Annotated in this window: 14 protein-coding genes; 1 reads left to right on the top strand and 13 read right to left on the bottom strand. The window is 62.2% G+C overall.

Features of this window, described 5'->3' with window-relative positions:
• Nucleotides 1-21 precede the first annotated feature (21 nt).
• From CD932_RS28275 to CD932_RS15480, 11 genes are all read right to left on the bottom strand, one after another.
• Nucleotides 22-1,464, bottom strand: coding sequence for a hypothetical protein (locus CD932_RS28275; RefSeq protein ID WP_141213264.1), 1,443 nt, complete (start codon nucleotides 1,462-1,464; stop codon nucleotides 22-24).
• 234 nt (nucleotides 1,465-1,698) lie between these two features.
• Complete coding sequence (locus CD932_RS15525; RefSeq protein ID WP_094443726.1) at nucleotides 1,699-2,013, bottom strand: carboxymuconolactone decarboxylase family protein; 315 nt, start codon at nucleotides 2,011-2,013, stop codon at nucleotides 1,699-1,701.
• Nucleotides 2,014-2,053: 40 nt separating this feature from the next.
• Nucleotides 2,054-2,452: a GFA family protein gene (locus tag CD932_RS15520; RefSeq protein WP_094443725.1), complete on the bottom strand. Its 399-nt coding sequence runs from the start codon at nucleotides 2,450-2,452 to the stop codon at nucleotides 2,054-2,056.
• A 43-nt stretch (nucleotides 2,453-2,495) separates the two neighbouring features.
• Entirely contained in the window at nucleotides 2,496-3,158 is a 663-nt protein-coding gene (locus CD932_RS15515; RefSeq protein ID WP_094443724.1) for a response regulator, read from the bottom strand.
• 19 nt (nucleotides 3,159-3,177) lie between these two features.
• Nucleotides 3,178-5,079 (bottom strand): type IV pili methyl-accepting chemotaxis transducer N-terminal domain-containing protein, encoded by a 1,902-nt coding sequence (locus CD932_RS15510; protein ID WP_094443723.1) that lies wholly within the window; start codon nucleotides 5,077-5,079, stop codon nucleotides 3,178-3,180.
• Nucleotides 5,080-5,105: 26 nt separating this feature from the next.
• Nucleotides 5,106-6,092 carry a GTP 3',8-cyclase MoaA gene (gene moaA, locus CD932_RS15505; protein ID WP_094443722.1) on the bottom strand — a complete coding sequence of 329 codons (987 nt, stop codon included), beginning with the start codon at nucleotides 6,090-6,092 and terminating at the stop codon, nucleotides 5,106-5,108.
• Nucleotides 6,093-6,181: 89 nt separating this feature from the next.
• Complete coding sequence (locus tag CD932_RS15500; RefSeq protein ID WP_094443721.1) at nucleotides 6,182-6,928, bottom strand: peptidylprolyl isomerase; 747 nt, start codon at nucleotides 6,926-6,928, stop codon at nucleotides 6,182-6,184.
• Nucleotides 6,929-6,946: 18 nt separating this feature from the next.
• Complete coding sequence (narI, locus tag CD932_RS15495) at nucleotides 6,947-7,630, bottom strand: respiratory nitrate reductase subunit gamma (protein WP_094443720.1); 684 nt, start codon at nucleotides 7,628-7,630, stop codon at nucleotides 6,947-6,949.
• Between the two features lie 11 nt (nucleotides 7,631-7,641).
• Nucleotides 7,642-8,331 (bottom strand): nitrate reductase molybdenum cofactor assembly chaperone, encoded by a 690-nt coding sequence (narJ, locus tag CD932_RS15490; RefSeq protein WP_094443719.1) that lies wholly within the window; start codon nucleotides 8,329-8,331, stop codon nucleotides 7,642-7,644.
• Nucleotides 8,324-9,880 carry a nitrate reductase subunit beta gene (gene narH / locus CD932_RS15485; protein ID WP_094443718.1) on the bottom strand — a complete coding sequence of 519 codons (1,557 nt, stop codon included), beginning with the start codon at nucleotides 9,878-9,880 and terminating at the stop codon, nucleotides 8,324-8,326. Before narH ends, narJ begins: the two co-directional genes overlap by 8 nt.
• On the bottom strand, nucleotides 9,877-13,596 hold the full coding sequence (locus CD932_RS15480) for a nitrate reductase subunit alpha (RefSeq protein WP_094443717.1): 3,720 nt from the start codon (nucleotides 13,594-13,596) through the stop codon (nucleotides 9,877-9,879). The genes narH and CD932_RS15480 overlap by 4 nt, the downstream gene beginning before the upstream one ends.
• 233 nt (nucleotides 13,597-13,829) lie before the next feature.
• Here CD932_RS15480 and CD932_RS15475 point away from each other — a divergent pair, with 233 nt between their 5' ends.
• Complete coding sequence (locus CD932_RS15475) at nucleotides 13,830-14,201, top strand: ribonucleotide reductase subunit alpha (RefSeq protein ID WP_094443716.1); 372 nt, start codon at nucleotides 13,830-13,832, stop codon at nucleotides 14,199-14,201.
• Here the strand turns inward: CD932_RS15475 and CD932_RS15470 are convergent.
• Together CD932_RS15470 and CD932_RS15465 are read right to left on the bottom strand one after the other, a co-directional pair.
• The gene (locus CD932_RS15470; RefSeq protein WP_094444418.1) at nucleotides 14,184-14,882 is read right to left on the bottom strand and encodes a carbonic anhydrase; all 699 of its coding nucleotides are present in this window, start codon (nucleotides 14,880-14,882) and stop codon (nucleotides 14,184-14,186) included. The two genes, CD932_RS15475 and CD932_RS15470, sit on opposite strands and share 18 nt — an antisense overlap.
• A gap of 14 nt (nucleotides 14,883-14,896) precedes the next feature.
• Nucleotides 14,897-16,282 carry a NarK family nitrate/nitrite MFS transporter gene (locus CD932_RS15465; protein WP_094443715.1) on the bottom strand — a complete coding sequence of 462 codons (1,386 nt, stop codon included), beginning with the start codon at nucleotides 16,280-16,282 and terminating at the stop codon, nucleotides 14,897-14,899.
• Nucleotides 16,283-16,285: the final 3 nt, after the last annotated feature.

The following is a 16,285-nucleotide window of genomic DNA, read 5'->3' as shown; positions in this document are numbered from 1 at the left end:
TCTCTCAAAGTTGCAGGGTGCTCATACGATCGGTGCCTTGTGCTTGCGTGGTGGCGGATATAACTGCGGCGGGTGATCGGGCCGGCTTCCTACACTCATTGCGCGGGCCAGATTTGCTTCTGCAGCTTGCGGCAACATTGCTCGTTTAAAATCCGGCGGAACATGCAGGACCAATTCGGAAAAAGACTTGCCGCCAGCGCCGCGAATCTGCTCCAACCCCTCGTAGCCTTGCGGTGGCTTGCCGCCGCTCCAATAGGAAGGCAAACGAAGTTCGCGTGGCAGACGCGCAGATTGATCCACTACCTTGTCCCGCATGACAGGTGCCCTCAGCATGCGTTCTTTCGACATCGAGCGCGCCCGCTCACGAACCATCTCGGGATGCGTAATATCTCCCCTGCGATACTGGCCCAGTACCTCCTGATTTTTCGCAGTCACCGCTGCCAGACCGCGCTGCCGACGCAGATGTTCCTTCTCAAGTTCCTCTGGCGTTTTCCGCTCGAGTCGCGGTGGCCGATCCAGCTGCTTTTGAATAAAAATGGTTTTGACGTGGCGCAGATCCGGTGCCTTTATCCACACTTGTTCGTTGTGATCGGTATTGCCGGAAGGATGTTCGACAAGGTCCTGCAACTTCCTGTGCCCTCTTACTGCCTCCTGCGTTGCGCGCTCAACACTAAAGGCACGTGGAGCAGGACTGGATGGCGTACGGCGATAATAATCAGGGTTCATGCCTCCAAGGAGACGCTCCGAGCCACGTCCTACCTTGCGTCCGGTAGGCAACTCTCGTCCGAAAATTCGTCCGGCGGAATCCTGGTTGTTATGGAAAAGCTCCAGCGGGTGCCGCATGTCCTGCACCACGCGCGCAGCATCGAAAGCCAGCGTAATGCCGGCATTGCCGATCGACCCCACCCCAAGAGGTGCAAGGTCCGGATCACGACGTGGATCGTAGCCAGGTGGATTACCTTTCGCTTGCCGTTCCGCATCTACCCGCTTGCCGGAAATGGCACGGGTATAAGTTCCGGCGCCGCCCCCTCGATTGAAGTCGGCCATTTTCCGAACACGGCCGATACGATCGAGTTGACGTTCGATGACCGACATCGGTCGCTTGCTGTGGGTGAGTCCCGTCAACTCCCCCTTATCGATATCGCGCGTAAAAATTGTGCCGTTGTTTTCGGGCCGCATCAAGGACTTGACCGGCATCAGCGCGTGATTGACCCGTATAGCCTGACGCCCGAAGGGCAAACGTCCACGCTCTTGTTCCGATTGCAAGATAGCGCCGGAAACTTTTTGTCGCAGGAAATTAGCATTGGAACGAAAAGCCGCTAATTGATTACGATCCTGCTCCATGAGGGGCTCGCCGCCATCCTGACGCCGATGCAGATCACCCATATGCCGCTCAAACTGGCGCGGTGTCGTTTGTGAAGCCTTCATCGGAGCTGCACTGCGTCCACGTTCAGGAGCACTCATCTTGTCTTCCTTGCCAAGGGTTTCGCCGGTTTGAGAACAGGCACATTGCATGCAGAAATTCTTAAAACAATAACATAAATTTCTTGCTAATACTATTGCAATTGCACGACATGCTTCTGTGTTTCACCAGGTATCGGGCGCCGCACAAGGCAGGAAGACCTGAATGACTCGGCAAGACTGATGCGCTGCCGGAGTGTCGGATTCTTCGGCATGCGATGCTGTTCGCGCGACGATTTATTGCGCTTGCCCATCATACACCTCGACAGCGACAGGCACGGCGCCAATCACCACCGCCCCGGCGGCAGGCAAACCAAGCAATACGGCGCTCAGCACTTCCTGCCGCGATGCGCCATGCGATTTGGCCGACAGCACATGAAAGGGTATGCCCGAGGTATTGCCGGTGGCGGCCAGCACGGCGATATAGGCCAGTTCCTCGGTCTTTTTATCGAGGGCACTGGCGGCATCGAGTGATTTGGCCACTTGCAGCCACGCCGCCGCCTGCGCCGGCGCTTCTTGCATGAAGCAGGAAAATGCTGTTGAAACGCTCATGATTGATCCCTTCAGCCCGTACTGTCTCGGCTATCAATATTTATAAATGACGCACTTGCCGTGGCGGCGTGTCCCAGTTGTCGTTTTTTCCGTCCAGATACATGATGGGCGCATTCGACAGTTCTTCCGGCGTCACATCATCGAGGCAAGCGAGATTGATGGCGTAGAATTTGCCCCAGCGCGGTGACTGGCCGATGCCAAAGGGGCGGACGCCGCAATGCTTGCAAAACAGATGCTGCTCGGACTTGCTCAGGAATCGGTACTGGCTCAGTTCAGCTTCGCCGGCCAGCAGCCGGAACGCCTCGGGCTTGACGATGGCCGACCATAGGCGCAGCTTGGCGCAAATCGAGCAATTGCAGCGGATGGTGGCGGCATGGAGATCAATGTCCGCCGCAAAGCGCACCTGGCCGCAATGGCAGCTGCCGTGACAAGTCTTCATCCGCGCTCCGTTTATTTCAGATAAGGGAGACTGTAGCAGGAGATCACTTCGCCTGTCGATGCTCCACCGCATACACGGCCGCCTGCACCCGGCTGGTGAGATTGAGTTTTTTCAGCACGTTCTGCACATGGATCTTGACGGTGCTTTCGGCCAGGTCCAGGGTGCGGGCGATGCCCTTGTTGCTTTCGCCGCGAGACAGGCAGTCGATGATTTCCTTTTCGCGCGGGGTCAGCTTGTCCAGTTCCGACGCCGGTTCCTCGCGCCGCGTGCCGGCCTGCAGCTGGGCCACCAGCTTGCCCGTCATCGCTTCGGCAATCACCACTTCGCCGGCGGCGGCGCGGCGAATGGCGCGCACCAGGTAGTCGGCGTCGATATTCTTGATCAGGTAGCCGCAGGCGCCCGCGCGCAGGGCGGTGGCCAGGTCGTCGGCGTCTTCCGATACCGTCAGCATGACGATGGCGGTGCCGGGGCAATCGTGCTGCATCAGCTGCAGCGCTTCCACGCCCGACATGCCGGCCATGTTCAGGTCCAGCAGCACCACGTCGGGCTGCAGCTGGATGGCGCGCTTGATGCCTTCGACCCCGTCGGCCGCCTCGCCCACCACGGAAAATTCGTCGTGGCGCTGCAGCAGCGAGCGTATGCCGCTGCGAAACAGGGCGTGGTCGTCGACCAGCATCACGGTAATTGGTTTGTCGGCGCTAGTCATGGTGTCCTTCTTTCGCTGTTCAGGCTGCCCGGCGCTGTTCGCGCGCCAGGTGCAATTCGATGGTAGTGCCGTGTCCGGGCGCGGCATGCACGTCAAAGCTGGCGTCGATGCGCTGCGCGCGTTCGCGCATGATGTGCAGGCCGACATGGCTTTCGCCTTTTTCCAGCACGGCGGCAGCGTCAAAACCGACGCCGTTGTCGCTGACGGTCAGCGTGAAATCCTGGTCGTCGGCCAGCCGCACTTCGACATGGCTGGCCTGGGCGTGCTTGCGGATGTTCGACAGCGCTTCCTGCACGATGAATAGTAACTGCAATTGCTGCTCGCGCGGGAACGGCGCACCGTCAACGTCAGCCAGCAGTTCGGCATTGATGCCGGTCTGGCGGCGGAATTTGTCGAGCGCAGCGCGCAGGGAGCCGATCAGGTCATCCTCCATCAGCCGGCTGCGAAAGTTCAGCAGCAGCTCGCGCACGTCGTCGTAGCTTTCCTTGATGCCGGCCTGCAGGGCCGGCACGATGTCTTCCACCTGGTCGTAGCGCGCCTTGCGCACCGAGTCGTCCAGCATCTGCACCTGCAGGTTCAAAAAGTTCAGGCTTTGCGCGATGCTGTCGTGCAGGCCTTGCGCCACCAGGTTGCGCTCCTCCGACACCGCCATCTCGCGCTCGCGCGCGGCCAGGCGCAGGTTTTCCAGCGCGATGCCCAGCAGCTGGCCCAGGGTTTCCAGCAGCGCCAGCTCGCGTTCGGAAAACACGCGCGCATGGCGGAAGTGCAGGTTGAAAAAGCCCATCTGCTGTTCATGCGCGTGGATCTGGAATACGGACACGGTGGCAAAGCCTTCGCGATGGCATTTCAATTCGTGCGCGCGGTCGATGCGGCGCATGTCATGCACCCTGGCGACGTTTTCGCGCACCGCCGTGCCGCACAGGCAGTCGCCCACTTTCAGGCAGTGCTCGGACGCCACCAGTTCCTCCGACAAGCCCGTATGCACCACCATATGCAGGTTGCCGCGTTCGGCGTCGAGCACCCGCACGGTGGAGCCGTCCGCTTCGAAATACGCGACGATGCGCTCCATGAAGCCGCCGCAGAGGTCCTCCAGCGGCTGCGGGCGCTGCAAAAAAGCAGCGCTTTCGTATAGCAAGGCCAGTTCGCGGTTGCGGTATTCGAGGGTGGCCGTCTTGCTGCGCACGCCCTCCTCCAGGTTGCCGTACAAGGCCTGCAGCCGGTCGGCCATCTGGTTGAAGCCGCTGGCCAGCTGGCCGAATTCGTCGTTGCTGTCGACCGCCAGGCGCACGCTGAAATCGCGCTCCTTCATGCGCTGCATGCCCAGGCGCAGCCGTGTGACCGGTTCGATGATCAGCATGAACATCAGGTAGATCATGCTGACGGTGCCGATAATGGCCATGCCCACCAAAATCAGCTGCGAGCCGCGCAGCCAGAAGGTGCGCTGCTCGCTGTCGCGCTCGATCAGGCGCACCAGCTGGTCGACCTGGCCGGCAAAGCCCTGGGCATCCTGCTCGAAGTTGCGCGCCTGCGCCGGCGAGCTGACCGCCAGCGCGGCCGGGCGCAGCTCGCGCTGCCATGCCTGCACGATGCGTTCGAATCCGGTCTTGATGGCGGCGGACGGCGGCAGGAACAAGGGGCGCTGCGGATCTCCGCGGCCGATCTTGGCCAGCATGTCGTCGACCAGCAGCACTTGCGGCTGCACGCCGGAGCGGTTTTCGCTACCGACCAGCAGGGTCAATCGATAGGTCTGCATGCGCAGCCGGCCCGTTTCATTGATGGCGGCCGAACTGCCTTCGAGCTGCCAGGACAGAAATAAAGTGCAGGCGATGGCCGTCAACGCCAGTGCCAGCATGCCCAGCAAGGCGCCGACGATCTTGGTCGATAGTTTTTGCCAAGAAGAAATCATCTGATTGAAGCTCATGCTGTTCCTGTCAAGTGCGGCCCGGTTCAGCCTCCGGTCTGGGCCATGAACCGGATGATCCTGTCCGGCTGCGTAGTAAAATCATGCTGCTGCGGCTTGCGTTCGATGGCCTCGCGGATGGCCGCTTCCAGTTCCGTGTCGCTGGCCCCACCGCGCAGCATGGGGCCGAAGGCGAATTTTTCTTCCTGGCCCAGGCACAGATACAAGGTACCGTCGACGGACAGGCGCACGCGGTTGCAGGTGGCGCAAAAGTGCTGCGACATCGGCGTGATGAAGCCGATGCTGGCCTGCCCGTCCGGCGTGGACATATAGCGCGCCGGTCCGCCGCCCAGCTCTGCCGCTTGCGGCACCAGGCCGAATGTTTCAATCAGGCGCTCGCGCACGTCGCCCAGCGGCATGTACTGCGCATTGCGGCCGGTGCTGCCCATCGGCATCGCCTCGATCAGGCGCAGCATGAAATGCTGCTCGATGCAAAAGGCCGCCATCGCCTCGATCTGGTCGTCATTGACGCCGCGCATGGCCACCATATTGATCTTGATCGGATCAAAACCGGCCGCCTTGCCGGCCATCAGGCCGTCGAGTATCGGCTGCAGGCTGTCGCGCCCGGTGATGGTCTCCATGCAGGCGCGGTCGAGCGTATCGAGGCTGACGTTGATGCGGGCCACGCCAGCGGCGCGCAGCGCCACCGCATGGCGGCCCAGTTGCGTGGCGTTGGTCGACAGCGACAGGTCACGCAGGCCGGGCAGCCTGGACAGGCGCCCCGCCAGTTCCGGCAAGTTGCGCCGCAACAGCGGCTCGCCGCCCGTCAGGCGCACCCGGCGCGTGCCGAGACGCACAAAAATGCCCAGCAGGCGCTCGATTTCGTCGAAGTTCAGCCAGTCCTTCGGCTCTTGGTAGCCGCGAAAGCCCTTGGGCATGCAATAGCTGCAACGCAAGTCGCAACGGTCGGTCACAGACAAGCGTACATAGTCGATCGACCTGCCAAAGCGGTCCTGCAATATGGAACTGGACATCACCTTACTCCTGTTTCACCATCTGATTGTAAAGCCTGGGGCCGCGCCTGGCTGTACACCAGACGCTCCGGCGGCCTAGTCACTCTGGCCTATTGCACCAGAGGACTATCCGTGCCTTCGAGCTCCACGCCGGCGATTGTCGCGCGCCCGACCAGCAGATGCAGATACTGGTGCACGGCGCGCTGCCACGCCGCGCGCGACAGGCGGTCGGCGATCTGCGCCTGCACCGCCTCGTAGGCAATCGGCTGGCCTTCGATGCGGCGCAGCACCTGCACGATGTGGTAGCCAAAACGCGTTTCCAGCAGGCGCCCGGCCAGCTCGCCCTGCTCCAGGCGGAATACCAGCGCGTCGAATTCCGGCACGCTCTGGCCTGGCGAGATCTGGCCCAGGCTGCCGCCCAGCGCCCCCGAGGGGCAGTTCGAATACTGTCCCGCCAGTTCGGCAAAGCGCTCGGGCGCCGCTTTCAAGGCATCGAGCACCGCCTGCGCCGTCGTGCGCAGCAGGTCCAGAGGTGCCTCCTGGGTCACCTGGAACAGGATATGGCGCGCTTCGACCAGGGCGCCGCTGCGAAACAGCTGCGGGCGCTGCGCATAAAAGGTGCGGCAGGCTTCGTCGTCGGCGAGCGGCACCTTGATTTCCTGTGCAAACAGCGCTTCGACCAGTTCGTCGTCACTGGCGGCCGCCAGGCCCAGCCGATGCGCCTCATCGAGCAGCAGCCGGCGCAGCACCAGTTCGTGCACCGCCTGTTTCAGGGGATTGCCGGCGCCCTGGTGATGCGCCAGCTCCTGTTCCACTTGTGTGTCGTCGATATCGACGCCATTGACCGAGATACCCATGATGTTCTCCTTTCAAAATTAACGGCGGCGTACCAGCTGCCAGGCGCGGCCAAGATAGCCCACGGCGCCAAAGCCGCTCCACACGTGCACCAGGCGGGTGAACGGGAAGATGACGAACAGCGACATGCCCATGAACAGGTGCAGCTTGAAGATCAGCGGCGCGTCGACGATAAAGCTGGCGGCGTCGCCACGCAAGGTCAGCACGTGCTGCGCCCAGGTCATCAACAGCACCATCATGTGGCCGTCCATGTGCGAGGCCGAGACAAAGATCGACGACAGTCCCAGCAGCAAGGTGAGCAAAATCCACAGCAACACCAGCTTGTCCTTGACGGTGGTGCGGGCGGCCACGCGCGCATTGCCGAAGCGGCGCGCCAGCAGCATCAGAATGCCGACCAGGCACAAAGTGCCCATCACGCCGCCGGCCACCATGGCCACGGTTTGCTTGACGCCGTGGGTCACGCCCAGCGCATCCCACACCCATACGGGGGTCAGCAGGCCGGCTGCATGGCCGAAGAACAGGCCCAGTATGCCGAGGTGGAACAGCGGGCTGCCCAGGCGCAGCATGCCCGTGTTGAGAACCTGGCTCGATTCCGACTTCCAGGTGTACTGCTCGCGGTCGTAACGCACCAGGCTGCCGAGCAGGAAGATCGCCAGCGCGATATAGGGATAAATCCCGAACACAAATTGATGCAGGTAGTTCATGACCTTCTCCTTCAGTGATGCGGTGCTGCCGCCTTGGGATAGAAATTGACGGGATGCGTTCCAGCCAGACCCGCGCCCGCCAGGCCGCCGGGTTTGAGCAGCGGCTCGATGCCGTCCGCGCCGGGCCCGAAGGTTTCCAGTGCTTCGTCCATGTCGCGGATCGGCGGCTCGCTCAGCTCCTCGGCCTGGACCGGCGTCAAGGTCTGCAGCAGGTCGAACACGCAGGCGTAGCTGCTGCCATTGGCGCGCAGCTTGCGGCCGATATACGCCAGCACATGGATGGCGTCGCCCAGCAGCCGCTCGGCCTCGGCGGGCTCCTGCTGCGACAGGAATTCCAGAAACAGCGGCACGTAGTCGGGCAAGTCGTCGCCCACCATTTGCAGGCCGTGGCGGCTGTACTCGGCCAGCAGGTCGACCATGGCCTGGCCCCGGTCGCGCGATTCGCCGTGGATATGCTCGAACAGGTGCAGCGACTGCGACGGGTTACGGTCGAACGTCATCACATACTGCTGCTGCAGGTCGATCAGCGACGTGGCCTGCAAGTGCGCCAGCAGCGGCTGCAGGGTCGCATGCCAGGCCGGCAGGGCCTCGCTCAGCAGGCCATCGAGCGCCGGCAGTTCCTGCAGCAGTTCCGGCTCCGGGTAGAGCAGCAAGGCCGACAACACCTGATAGCCCTGCATGGTGTTCAGTTGATCAGACATCGAGGCTCTCCTTTTTTTTGCGGGACTTCGGCATGGCCATGAAAATCTCCGAGCCATGCTTGCGCTTGCCAAACAGGCTGGCGTCGCTGGTGCCGTCCGAGCAGCCATTGCCGAAAGTAAAACCACAACTGCCCTTGTCGTTGAAGCTGTCCTCGGCCATTTCCTTGTGGCTGCTCGGTATCACGAAACGGTCTTCGTAATTGGCGATCGCCATGATGTGGTACATGTCTTCCACCGTGGCCACATCCAGGCCCACCTGCTCGAGCACCGCCAGATCAGGTTCCGGCGCCACATGCTTGCTGCGCATATAGGCACGCATGGCCAGCATGCGGTCGAGCGCCTTGATCACCGGCGGCTGGTCGCCGGCCGTCAGCAGATTGGCCAGGTATTGCACCGGAATGCGCAGGCTGGCCGTATCCGGCAGGATGCCGTTCTTGCCCAGTTTTCCCGATTCTGCAGCGGCCTGTATCGGCGACAGCGGCGGGATATACCACACCATCGGCAAGGTACGGTATTCCGGGTGCAGCGGGAACGCCACCTTCCACTCGACGGCCATCTTGTAGACGGGCGAACGCCTGGCCGAGTCCAGCCAGGAATCCGGGATGCCCTGGCGGCGCGCCTCTTCGATCACGGCCGGGTCGTGCGGGTCGAGGAACAGGCCCAGTTGCGACGGGTACAGGTCGCGCGGGTCGGCCACCGAAGCGGCCGCCTCGATCTTGTCGGCGTCGTACAGCAGCACGCCAAGATAGCGGATGCGGCCGACGCAGGTTTCCGAGCACACGGTAGGCTGGCCCGCTTCGATGCGGGGGAAGCAGAACGTGCATTTTTCAGCCTTGCCGGACGACCAGTTGTAGTAAATCTTCTTGTACGGGCAACCGGAGATGCACATGCGCCAGCCGCGGCACTTGTCCTGGTCGATCAGCACGATGCCGTCGTCCTCGCGCTTGTAGACCGAACCCGATGGGCACGATGCGACGCAGGTGGGATTGAGGCAATGCTCGCAAAGACGCGGCAGATACATCATGAAGGTGTTCTCGAACGTGCCGTACATCTCTTTTTGCATGTTGTCGAACAACGCGTCCTGGCTGCGCTGGGCAAATTCGCCGCCCAGGTCATCTTCCCAGTTCGGGCCCCACTCGATCTTGTCCATCTTCTTGCCGGTCAGGACCGAAATAGGCCGCGCCGTCGGTGGCGTTTCCGACAACGGCGCGTTCTGCAGGCGCTCGTAGTCGAAGGTGAACGGCTCGTAGTACTCGTCGATCTGCGGCAGGTTCGGGTTGGCGAAGATATTGGCGAGGATTTTCAACCGGCTGCCCTGGCGCGGCTCGATTTTTCCCGCCTGCGTGCGGCGCCAGCCGCCGTTCCACTTGTCCTGGTTTTCCCACTGCTTCGGGTAGCCGATGCCGGGCTTGGTTTCCACATTGTTGAACCACGCGTATTCCACGCCATCGCGGCTGGTCCACACGTTCTTGCAGGTGACGGAACAGGTGTGGCAGCCGATGCACTTGTCCAGGTTCAGCACCATGCCGATTTGCGCTCTGATTTTCATACCATGCTCCCTTGTTCTTCCACCAACGGGCCTTCGAGCCAGTCGATCTTGTTCATCTTGCGCACCAACACGAATTCATCGCGGTTCGAGCCCACCGTGCCGTAGTAGTTGAAGCCCCACGACAGCTGCGCGTAGCCGCCGATCATGTGGGTCGGCTTGGTCACGGCGCGCGTCACCGAGTTGTGAATCCCGCCGCGCTTGCCCGACTGTTCCGAACCCGGCACATTGATGATCTTTTCCTGTGCGTGGTACATCATCGTCATGCCTTCCGGTACGCGCTGGCTGACGACGGCGCGGGCCGTCAGGGTGCCGTTGACGTTGAACACTTCGATCCAGTCGTTGTCCACAATGCCGGCGTTCTTCGCATCGATCTCGGACAGCCACACGTGCGGGCCGCCACGCGACAGGGTCAGCATGCGCAGGTTGTCCGAATACGTCGAATGGATGCCCCATTTCTGGTGCGGCGTAATGAAGTTCAGCGCCAGTTCCTTGTTGCCGTTCGGGCTCGCGCCCAGCATCTGCGTGGTGGTCTTGGTGTTGATGGCCGGCTTGTAGACGCACAGGCCCTCGCCAAAATCGCGCATCCAGCGGTGATCCTGGTAAAACTGCTGGCGGCCCGTCAACGTGCGCCAGGGGATCAGTTCATGCACATTGGTATAGCAGGCGTTGTAGCTGACTTCTTCCGACTCCAGGCCCGACCAGGTGGGCGAGGAGATGATCTTGCGCGGCTGCGCCTGCACATCGCGGAAACGGATGGTGTCGTGCTCGCGCGGCAGCGCCAGGTGGGTATGGTCGCGCCCCGTAATTTTCGACAGCGCGGCCCAGGCCTTGACAGCCACGTGGCCGTTGGTTTCCGGCGCCAGCGACAAGATCATCTCGGCCGCATCGATGGCCGTGTCCAATCTTGGCTGGCCGTGCGCCACGCCTTCAGCCAGTACCGTGCGGTTGATGCCGCGCAGGACCTCGACTTCATGGCCGGTCTTCCAGCTGATGCCCTTGCCGCCGTTGCCGATGTTTTCCAGCAGCGGGCCGATCGAGGTGAACTTCTGCCAGATCTTCGTGTAATCGCGTTCGATGACGGTAAAGTTGGGCATGGTCTTGCCGGGGATCGGCTCGCACTCGCCGGCGCGCCAGTCTTTCGGGTCGAACGGCTGGCCCAGTTCGCCGGGGGTGTCGTGCATCAGCGGCGTCAACACGATATCGTGCTGCGTGCCCAGGTATGCTCCGCCGATTTCCTCGAACTTCTTGGCGATGCCCTTGTAGATATCCCAGTCCGACTTCGATTGCCACAGCGGCTGCACGGCTTCCGACAGCGGGTGGATAAACGGGTGCATGTCGGACGTGTTCAGGTCGTCCTTTTCATACCAGGTGGCTGTCGGCAGCACGATGTCGCCGTATAAACACGTGGTCGACATGCGGAAGTCCAGCACCACCAGCAGATCGAGCTTGCCTTCGGCGGCCGGGCGCACTTTCACGTCGCGCGGCTTGATGCAGTTGTTCTCGTCGCTCATCAAGGCGTTCTGCGTGCCCAGCAAATACTTCAGGAAGTACTCGTGGCCCTTGCCCGAGCTGCCCAGGATATTCGAGCGCCAGACAAACATATTGCGCGGGAAGTTGGCCGGATTGTCCGGGTCGTCGCACGAGAACTCGAGCTGCTTGTTCTTGATCTGGCTGACGGCATAATCGACCGGATTGACGCCGGCGGCTTTGGCGGCGCGCGTCACTTCCAGCGGATTGGTCTGCAGTTGCGGCGCGGACGGCAGCCAGCCCATGCGCTCGGCCTTGGCGTTATAGTCCAGGAGGGTCATCGGCGCCACGTCGGGGCCGGCCAATGGCGAGGCGATTTCCTCGGTATGCAGCTTTTCATGGCGCCACTGGCTGGTATGCGCATAGAAGAACGAGGTGCCGTTCATCTGGCGCATCGGGCGGTTCCAGTCCTGGGCAAACGCCAGCGGCGTCCAGCCGGTTTGCGGACGCAGTTTTTCCTGGCCCACGTAATGGGCCCAGCCGCCACCGGACTGGCCCACGCAGCCGCACATCATCAGCATATTGATGATGCCGCGATAGGTCATGTCCATGTGGTACCAGTGATTCAGGGCCGCGCCGACGATGACCATGCTCTTGCCGCGCGTCTGGTCGGCGTTTTCGGCAAACTGGCGCGCCACGGTAATGACGTCCGCCGCTTTGACGCCCGTATGCTTGACCTGCCAGGCGGGGGTATAGGGCATATCGTCGTCATAGCTGGTGGCGACATTGCCGCCGCCCAGGCCACGGTCGATACCGTAGTTGGCCAGGGTCAGGTCGAACACGGTGGCCACCAGCACGCTCGTGCCGTCGGCCAGGGTCAATCGCCTGGCCGGCACATGGCGCATCAGCATGTCGGAGCCGCTGTTGCCACCATCTTTCCCGCCAAAATACGGGAAGCCGACGGCGACCACTTCGTCGCTCTTGCCCAGCAAGGACAGCTGCGGATCGACCGGCGCGTTATTGCCGCCCTCTTTCATCTCCAGGTTCCACTTGCCCGCTTCGCCCCAGCGAAAACCGATGGAGCCGGCCGGCGCCACGATACGGCCAGAGGCTTCGTCGATGACCAGGGTTTTCCAGTCCGGGTTGTTGGTCTCATCGAGGTTATTGGCCAGGTGCGAGGCGCGCAAAAAGTATTCGGGCGCCAGGATGCCGTTCTGCTCCGTCAAACGCACCAGCATCGGAAAATCGGTGTACTGCTTGGCGTAACCCTTGAAGTAGGCCGATTGATGGTCTTTATGGTATTCGTTGAGGATCACATGGCCCATGGCCATCGCCAGCGCCGCGTCGGTGCCCTGCTTGGGCGCCAGCCAGATATCGCCGAACTTGGCCATTTCGCCGAAGTCGGACGACACGGCCACGGTTTTCGTGCCCTTGTAGCGCACTTCCGTATAAAAGTGGGCGTCGGGCGTGCGCGTCATCGGCACGTTCGAGCCCCACACCATCAGGAAGGTCGAGTTGTACCAGTCGGCCGACTCGGGCACGTCGGTCTGTTCGCCCCACACTTGCGGGCTGGCCGGCGGCAAGTCGCAGTACCAGTCGTAAAAGCTCAGCGCCACGCCGCCGATCAGCGACAGGTAGCGCGTGCCGGCCGCATAGCTGACCATCGACATGGCGGGAATCGGCGAAAAGCCCACGATGCGGTCCGGGCCGTATTTCTTGATCGTCAGCGCATTGGCGGCGGCGATCATTTCATTCGATTCGTCCCAGGTGGCGCGCACGAAACCGCCCAGGCCACGGATAGCTTTGTATTGCTGCGAGCGCACCGGGTCCTGGCTGATGTAGTCCCAGGCGGTGACGGGGTCCATGGTCTTGCGCGCTTCGCGCCACATTTCCATCAAACGGCCGCGGATCATCGGATACTTCACGCGCTGCGCCGAATACACATACCAGGAATAGCTGGCGCCGCGCGGGCAGCCGCGCGGCTCGTGGTTGGGCAGGTCCGGACGGGTGCGCGGATAATCGGTCTGCTGGGTTTCCCAGGTGATCAGGCCATTCTTGACATACACCTTCCAGCTGCACGAACCGGTGCAGTTGACGCCATGCGTCGAGCGCACGATCTTGTCATGCTGCCAGCGCTGGCGATACGCGTTTTCCCAGGTGCGGTCTTCGTCGACCACGGTGCCGTGGCCGTTCGAAAACGGCTCGGCGTTCTTGTTGAAAAATTTAAGACGGTCCAGAAAGTGACTCATGCTACCTCCACACATGCGCCGCAGGGCGGCGCCGGGTCATTAAAACGCTGCAAGCTGGTTGGCTCAAGCGTCGATGCAATGAGTCTAGCGAGCGGACGCCAGCGGCGGTATTGGCAGGAAGTCGGTTTTCGGCGCCAGGAATGCATAGGGGCATAGGCACTAATGCCTATGGGCCGCAGCTCCCCGCTGCGGTATATCTGTCAGCCTTCACCGTTCACACAGGAGTTTGCACCATGAGCATTACCGATTACGCCAGCCTCGTCGCCAGCGCCCGCCAGCAGGAACAGCCACAGCGATTGCTGTTCACCTTTACGCGCGCCGAAGCCGAACCGGGTGGCCAGGGCAAGTCGCTCACGCCGGTGCTGTGCGCCGACAAGCTGCCCGAAGAACTGGCCAGTTTTGCAGCCTTGCTGGAGGAATCGAAACAGATGCCCACGCACTGGGACGTGGTCTTTGTGGCGGGGCTGGCTGGCAGCGGCGGCCAGCCGCCAGCGTCACAGCAGTGCGAAGCGCCGCTGCGGGCGATGGTCAAGGCGATCGAGGAAGGCCGCATTGACAGCCTGCTGGCGTTTGACCGCAGCGGGGAGTTATTGCGGTTCCGTTGAATCAGGCCACGGGCGCTCGTGCAGATGGCGCGCCCGTTCTATGGGACACACCAGCGGCAAAAACTGCTGCTGGCGCGCCGAATACGCCATCAGCGCGCCGCTGTCGATATCGAAATACCAGCCGTGCAGCTTCAGCAGCCCCTGCTCCACCCGGCGTTTGAGCCAGGGATAGGTCAGCAGATTGTCGAGCGACTGCAGGATGCTGGCCAGCTCGCAGGCATGGCGCTGTTCCTGCGCCGAGCGGTGGCCCAGTTCGCGCCGCACGCGCTGCGCCACCGGTTCGGCAATGCGCATCCACTGCCCCACGAAGTCGGTTTCCTGGCCTTGCGCGCGCGGCTGCGGGTCGAGCAGCGCGCCGATGCCGCCGCAGCGCGCATGGCCCAATACAATCACCCGCGCCACTTCGAGCCTGCAGACGGCGAACTCGATGCCCGAGCTCACTCCTGGCGGCGCCTCGGGCGTACACGGCGGCACCAGGTTGGCGATATTGCGAATCACGAACATGTCGCCCGGGTCGCTGCCCGTCAGCAGCATCGGGTCGACCCGCGAATCGCAGCAGCCGATCAGCAAGGTCGACGGGCGCTGGCCGTCGCGCAGGCTGTCGTACAGGGTCTGCGGCTCGCTGAAATACTGCTGCTGGAACAGGCTGAAGCCATTGACGAATTTTTCCAGTTCTTCCATGGTTTTCTCGACAATCAGCAGGGCATGGCCGCATTCTTGCGCGCATAGCACCACCAGGTGATCGCGATGCAGCTGACATAAAAGCCGATAAAGCCCCACAGCGCCGCGTCCGGGCTGCCCGTCAGGGCAATCGAGGTGCCATAGCTTTTCGGGATAAAGAACGCGCCATAGGCGGCCACGGCGGAAGTAAAGCCCAGCACGGCCGCGCCTTCCTTGTTGGCGTCGACGATAGCCTGCTCCTGCACCGCCTTCGGCTTGCCGGCGCAAGCGCGCTGGTGCTCGGTCAAAAAGATCACGGGGATCATGCGGAAGGTCGAGGCATTGCCGATGCCGGTGCCGCCAAACAGCACCATGAACATCCAGAAGAAGCCGGAAAAACTGCCGCCGGCGCCAGCATGCGGCATAAAGTACAGCACGCCCAGCACGGCGGCGATCATCAGGAAGAACGACCACAGGGTGACGCGCGCGCCGCCCAGTTTGTCGGAAATCACGCCACCGGCCACGCGCGACAAGGCGCCGACCAGCGGGCCGAGGAAGGCATAGTCGAGCGGGTTCACGTCCGGGAACTGGATCTTGATCAACAGCGGAAACGCGGCCGAGTAACCGATAAAGGAGCCAAAGGTGCCCGTGTACAGCCAGCACATCAGCCAGTTGTGCTTGCGCTTGAAGATCACCGCCTGCTCGGCAAACGACGCCTTGGCCGAAGCCAGGTCATTCATGCCGAACCAGGCCAGCAAGGTACTGAGGGCGATAAATGGCACCCAGATAAAACCGGCGTTCTGCAGCCACATCTGCTTGGTGGCGCCGGCCTTGGCCCAGGTCAGGGACTCGCCGCCCCAGGCGCCGAAGACCGCCATGGTGATCACCAGCGGCACCACGAACTGCACCACCGACACGCCCAGGTTGCCCAGGCCCGCGTTCATGCCCAGCGCGAAACCCTTGCTCGCTTTCGGATAAAAGAAGCTGATATTGGCCATCGAGGAGGCAAAATTGCCGCCGCCGAAGCCGCACAGCAGCGCCAGCACCAGCATGGTCGGATAGCCCGTGTTCACGTCCTGCACGGCAAAACCGATGCCGATGGCCGGGATCAGGAGCGAGCCGGTGGAAATCGCCGTCCAGCGGCGGCCACCGAAGATCGGCACCATGAACGAGTAAAAGATGCGCAAGGTGGCGCCCGACAAGCCCGGCAAGGCAGTCAGCCAGAACAGCTGGTTGTTACTGTAGGTAAAACCGATATTGGGCAGGTTGACCACCACCACGCTCCACACCATCCACACGGCGAAGGCCAGCAGCAGTGCGGGAATCGAGATCCACAGATTGCGACCGGCCGTGGCCTTGCCGGTCTGTTGCCAGAAGCTGGGCGTTTCAGGCTCCCAGGTATTGATCATGTATTTGCTCATGGC

Origin of the sequence: Janthinobacterium sp. PC23-8, from assembly GCF_002250505.1 — a bacterium.
Taxonomy (GTDB): domain Bacteria; phylum Pseudomonadota; class Gammaproteobacteria; order Burkholderiales; family Burkholderiaceae_D; genus Janthinobacterium.
Note: the sequence above shows the minus strand (reverse complement) of the source record. Positions and strands in the feature narration are given on the sequence as shown.